Here is a 4219-nt window from a genome sequence, read left to right on the forward strand (position 1 = left end):
ACGGTGGTTGTCGCTCCAAAAAATTCGATTTCAAACGCCCGAAAACTGTTACCGGACCGACCAATTGATTTAATCACTGCGCCATCATTAGAAGAGGTAAAATTGGCGTTGTTAGATAAGGAGGGCTTGGGATAATTGGAATCTTTAAATAATTTATACAGTTCCCATTCAACGCCGGCGTCAGCGGCGAAAATCGCTTTAGCGGAATTGGCAATATCCGAAGAAGCTCTTATTTTTAAAGTCATCAAATAACCGGCGATTGTTGAGGCGCTTAAAATCGCGCTTCCTAAAATTAAAACCGTTAAAAGCATCACCTGACCACCCTTGCGATTAGATGAATATTCTTTTATCCTCCTGGCCATATACTTTAAAATATCATATATTTCAAGATATCACAAGAGAAACTATTTCTCATCGTCATTGTTATCGTCATCGTCAATAGTCAATAACTAACGGGGTATCACTTCTCTTAATTTTGGAGTAAAGCCGACATTAACAGTGGCTTGAAAGGACCTGGAACCGTCAAGACCAGAACAGGTCAAAGCATAGGTAGTGGTTTTAGACGGTCTGACTTCTTTGGAACCGGAAACATTATTAACCGAACCGACGCCTTGGTTAATGGAGCAGGAATTGGCGTACTTACAGCTCCATTTTAAGAAGGAGGTTGAGGGTAGAATAATAGTGCCAGGGTCAGCATAAAAAGCGCATTTAGGAACCTGAAGAACATTAACAGTAACTGATTTAGTATCATAACCTACCTGGGATTGATTGCCTTTGTTATCAGAACAATAATAACCGCCGCCGCAAGTAGCGCTGTATGTATAATTACCTCTAGTTTGATAAAAAGTGGCGTTGCCGCTGGTTTGTGAAGAACTAAGGCCGGGACCGCTTACTGAACAAGTGCCGCAAGCTCCTAAATCAGAACTGCTCCAAGATATAGTGTATTTTGCCCGGTCAGCATAGCCGTCTATAATTGGTTCAATTTCCGAAGGATTGGGTTGACCAGAGATTGAGACTCTGGGTTTAGGTACTGGCGGCAGAGTCGGAGTAATTGTTTCAACCCATTCTCTGGTGCTGGTTGCTTTGGTAACTGGGTCAGTGACTACTTCAGTGCGAGTGACCCCGTAGGGAAGATAGGCGCTGCAATCAAGAGAGGTACAAGGTCCAACGGGAGCAACGGGAACAACGGGAGAACAAGTCAAACTGGCGGTGGCTGTAATTCCGCTGTAAACAGAAGTAATTGTCACTGAACCAGCTGTCGAGCAGGCAGCTAAACCAGAAGTAATAGTGGCAACGCTGGTATTGGAGGAACTCCAGCTGGCTGAAGTTGTTTTATCTTCATTGCCTTGAGAACCAGAGGGGCCATCAGGGTCATACCAGCCAATAAATTGCTGGGTCTGGCCAACTTGTTTGGAAGCAGATGGAGGGGCAATAACATAGGTGGGAATCACGGGTATAGCTCCTACCCACTTTGCTAAATACCTGGCAGTTCCTTCGCCAACTACTTGAGTTTGAGCGCTTAAAGAATTAATATCAATGCTGTTAATTAAAAAACCGGCTCCTAAAACCAAAATTATAAACAGCCAAAAAAGAGGGTCTTTTAAGAATTTAGCGATTAACATTGATTTGAACAGCGGTAAATTGAGCGCTTAAAATGCTGATGTTTTCATCCAGTGGAAAATTGAAACTAATGGCGTCGCCAATTGTTAAATCGTCAACTTTGATTTCTTTTTCAACATAAGGAAAAGGCGGGGTAATTTCTCCTTTTTTCTTTAACTCATTCATTTCTTTTTCAAAAACCGCCAAATCTTTGGTTTCTCTTAAAACGATTTTAGTATTTTCGTCAATCAAAATCCGCTTTTCTTGATAATTTTTTGGCAGATTAACGCCGTAAACTCCGGGAACTTCAACAATCAAGAATTTCTTGTCAGAAGAGATTTCAAGAATTTTTCCGGAAAGATTATTAACAAAAAGGGCGCTGCTGAAAACTTCTTTAAGCATTGCCTCCTCCTGGAATTCTCCTGCTTTGTTTTTTTCCAGAGCCGCGCCAAGATAATAACCGATAAACAAACCTATTGAAACCGCGACCAAAACAGCCGCCGCCGCATAAATTAACACATTTTTTTTGTTTGTCGATTGAATTGGTTGTTCCATATTATTATTTTTGAAAATTATTGAAGTGGAAATTATGGAAGTTCAACTTCAATAACTCATTACTAATTTTTAGATTTAATAAGTTTTTGATGTTCGCCGTTCAACCCAAAACACATGGATTAAATTTTTGTCTGGATACAAGTCATAAAAAATTCTATAAGAACCAATTCTTCGCCGCCACAAATGCCTTTCGCCTTTTATCTTTTCAATATCTCCAAAATAAGGATTGGATGGTAAATCTTCAATGATACCTAAAATCTTCTTGGCATGATCCTTGGGAAACTTCGACAAATCTTTATAAACATCGGGGTCAATTTTTAACACCCAACTTCCTTTTGAGTCCATAAATAGTCAGATATTTCCCTGCGGCTAAATTTTTTCTTGCTTTTTGTAATCGCCTTTTTTGAGAAATATCCAATGCTAATTCTCTACCTTCTCTTGGGCGGTAACTCAAAAATTTCTCGTAATCCCGGCGAGGAATAATCACTAAATCATTGTCTTTTATTAATTCTTTTGGAATAGTAATTGTAGCCATATACTTTATCTTACCAATCTTACCACAATTAAAAATTGAAAGTCAATATTACAACGCCTTCTCAAAATATCTGCGATAACCCTCCACTACTAAATCAAGCTTTGAATCAATATCTTCTAAAATGACTCCAAAATGACGTTCAGGAGCAGAGAGTTGTTTTTTATTGATTTTCTTTTTGGCCATATAATTTATAATATCACACCCAAAAATTGAAAGTCAAACAAATTATTAATTCAAAGTTTATAAAGTTCAACTTCATAAAATTCAATCTATGGGAGTTCAACTTCCATAGTTCCTCTTGCACTTTTCCCTATTTAACGCATTGATATTGTATTATCCCACAATTACTTGTTCTCCAACCGTCTGCATAAAAACCATGAATACATGTCGGATTACTAAACTCACCTATTTGATATCCAGTAAAGCCTGAGGGGCATGAGCATGCGTTTGTGAAGGGATTTTTATATCTACAACTTCCATCAAGGTTAGAAGTATATATGCCTACAAAGCTCACCTGGCTCGCCCATTTGCCTGCGGCGCTAATCCAGTAATCATTGGCATAAACATTTTGAGCCGCAGTACCTGTCTGATTTTGCACATAAAAACCACCGCTCATTCGAGCCGCTAAATTGGACGAATCTCCATAATAGTGATTGCCGCTGTTGGCCATTTTTACCTGACTGCCTCCTACATTAATGTTTCCGGCTACATCCAATTTCTGGCTCGGATTCGTTGTCCCGATGCCGACGTTGCCGCCACTTTCATTTATCACTAAATTTACAAAAGTTCGACCACCACCATTAACAAAGTGAGCAGCTTGTATTGTTCCATCAGTTCTGCCATCTATACTGCCTAGGGCTACTCCGTAATTTCCAAGATTAACAAAGGCAGCGGTATTAACCGGGCTACTGCGACCTTGAACATATAATGGTCGAGGATAATTATTGGTTATATTAGGGGAAATTTGAAGTTTAGCCACAGGCGCCGTTGTCCCGATGCCGACGTTGGTACCGGTATCATAAATAATAGAATTGCCAATTTGATTAGCGCCGGTAAAAGCCGCCAAGTAATTAGTCGTGCCTTCGCCTAAAATGGCTTGAACAGCGGCTAATGCTTTTTTGGCAAACGAAGGAAGATTGGTTGAATTGGGATTAATGCTGGCTGAAAGCAGAATAAGTAAAACCAAAAGAAGGACATTAATGTAAAACAAAGGATTTTTGAATAAGTTTTTCATAATTTGTTTGACCGATTCAAAGCTACGAATTTTTTATTCGAATCTACGAATATTCGTAGTTTCGCATCGGTCTTTAATTCGGCCTTTTTATAATTAAAACAAATTTAAAAACATAGCGCAAGCCCTAATCTGTGGATAACTCAAACGGCAGAGGAACGGTGGTTGTCGCTCCAAAAAATTCGATTTCAAACGCCCGAAAACTGTTACCGGACCGACCAATTGATTTAATCACTGCGCCATCATTAGAAGAGGTAAAATTGGCGTTGTTAGATAAGGAGGGCTTGGGATAATTGGAA

7 protein-coding genes are annotated in these 4219 nt (G+C 39.4%); all 7 read right to left on the reverse strand.

Going from position 1 to position 4219, the window contains the following annotated elements; genetic code table 11:
• Nucleotides 1–362 (reverse strand): hypothetical protein (locus Q8N22_00100; protein MDP3052353.1); only part of this gene is annotated, 362 nt, incomplete at its 3' end.
• A gap of 87 nt (nucleotides 363–449) precedes the next feature.
• A complete protein-coding gene (locus Q8N22_00105; protein ID MDP3052354.1) occupies nucleotides 450–1622 on the reverse strand; it encodes a hypothetical protein in 1173 nt (390 codons plus the stop codon).
• Entirely contained in the window at nucleotides 1609–2154 is a 546-nt protein-coding gene (locus Q8N22_00110; GenBank protein ID MDP3052355.1) for a hypothetical protein, read from the reverse strand. Before Q8N22_00110 ends, Q8N22_00105 begins: the two co-directional genes overlap by 14 nt.
• A gap of 75 nt (nucleotides 2155–2229) precedes the next feature.
• On the reverse strand, nucleotides 2230–2499 hold the full coding sequence (locus Q8N22_00115) for a type II toxin-antitoxin system RelE/ParE family toxin (protein MDP3052356.1): 270 nt from the start codon (nucleotides 2497–2499) through the stop codon (nucleotides 2230–2232).
• The gene (locus tag Q8N22_00120) at nucleotides 2465–2689 is read right to left on the reverse strand and encodes a hypothetical protein (GenBank protein MDP3052357.1); all 225 of its coding nucleotides are present in this window, start codon (nucleotides 2687–2689) and stop codon (nucleotides 2465–2467) included. The genes Q8N22_00115 and Q8N22_00120 overlap by 35 nt, the downstream gene beginning before the upstream one ends.
• A 48-nt stretch (nucleotides 2690–2737) precedes the next feature.
• Nucleotides 2738–2872 carry a hypothetical protein gene (locus Q8N22_00125; protein ID MDP3052358.1) on the reverse strand — a complete coding sequence of 45 codons (135 nt, stop codon included), beginning with the start codon at nucleotides 2870–2872 and terminating at the stop codon, nucleotides 2738–2740.
• Nucleotides 2873–2999: 127 nt separating this feature from the next.
• The gene (locus Q8N22_00130; GenBank protein ID MDP3052359.1) at nucleotides 3000–3923 is read right to left on the reverse strand and encodes a hypothetical protein; all 924 of its coding nucleotides are present in this window, start codon (nucleotides 3921–3923) and stop codon (nucleotides 3000–3002) included.
• Nucleotides 3924–4219 lie beyond the last annotated feature (296 nt).

Source organism: bacterium (genome assembly GCA_030693325.1).
Taxonomy (GTDB): domain Bacteria; phylum Patescibacteriota; class Minisyncoccia; order UBA6257; family MFKM01; genus MFKM01.

Excerpts from the sequence above, each read along its gene's own strand:
- Q8N22_00125 (MDP3052358.1), bottom strand. The coding sequence starts at position 2,872 with ATGGCCAAAAAGAAAATCAATAAAAAACAACTCTCTGCTCCTGAACGT.
- Q8N22_00105 (MDP3052354.1), bottom strand. The coding sequence starts at position 1,622 with ATGTTAATCGCTAAATTCTTAAAAGACCCTCTTTTTTGGCTGTTTATA.
- Q8N22_00115 (MDP3052356.1), bottom strand. The coding sequence starts at position 2,499 with ATGGACTCAAAAGGAAGTTGGGTGTTAAAAATTGACCCCGATGTTTAT.
- Q8N22_00120 (MDP3052357.1), bottom strand. The coding sequence starts at position 2,689 with ATGGCTACAATTACTATTCCAAAAGAATTAATAAAAGACAATGATTTA.
- Q8N22_00110 (MDP3052355.1), bottom strand. The coding sequence starts at position 2,154 with ATGGAACAACCAATTCAATCGACAAACAAAAAAAATGTGTTAATTTAT.
- Q8N22_00130 (MDP3052359.1), bottom strand. The coding sequence starts at position 3,923 with ATGAAAAACTTATTCAAAAATCCTTTGTTTTACATTAATGTCCTTCTT.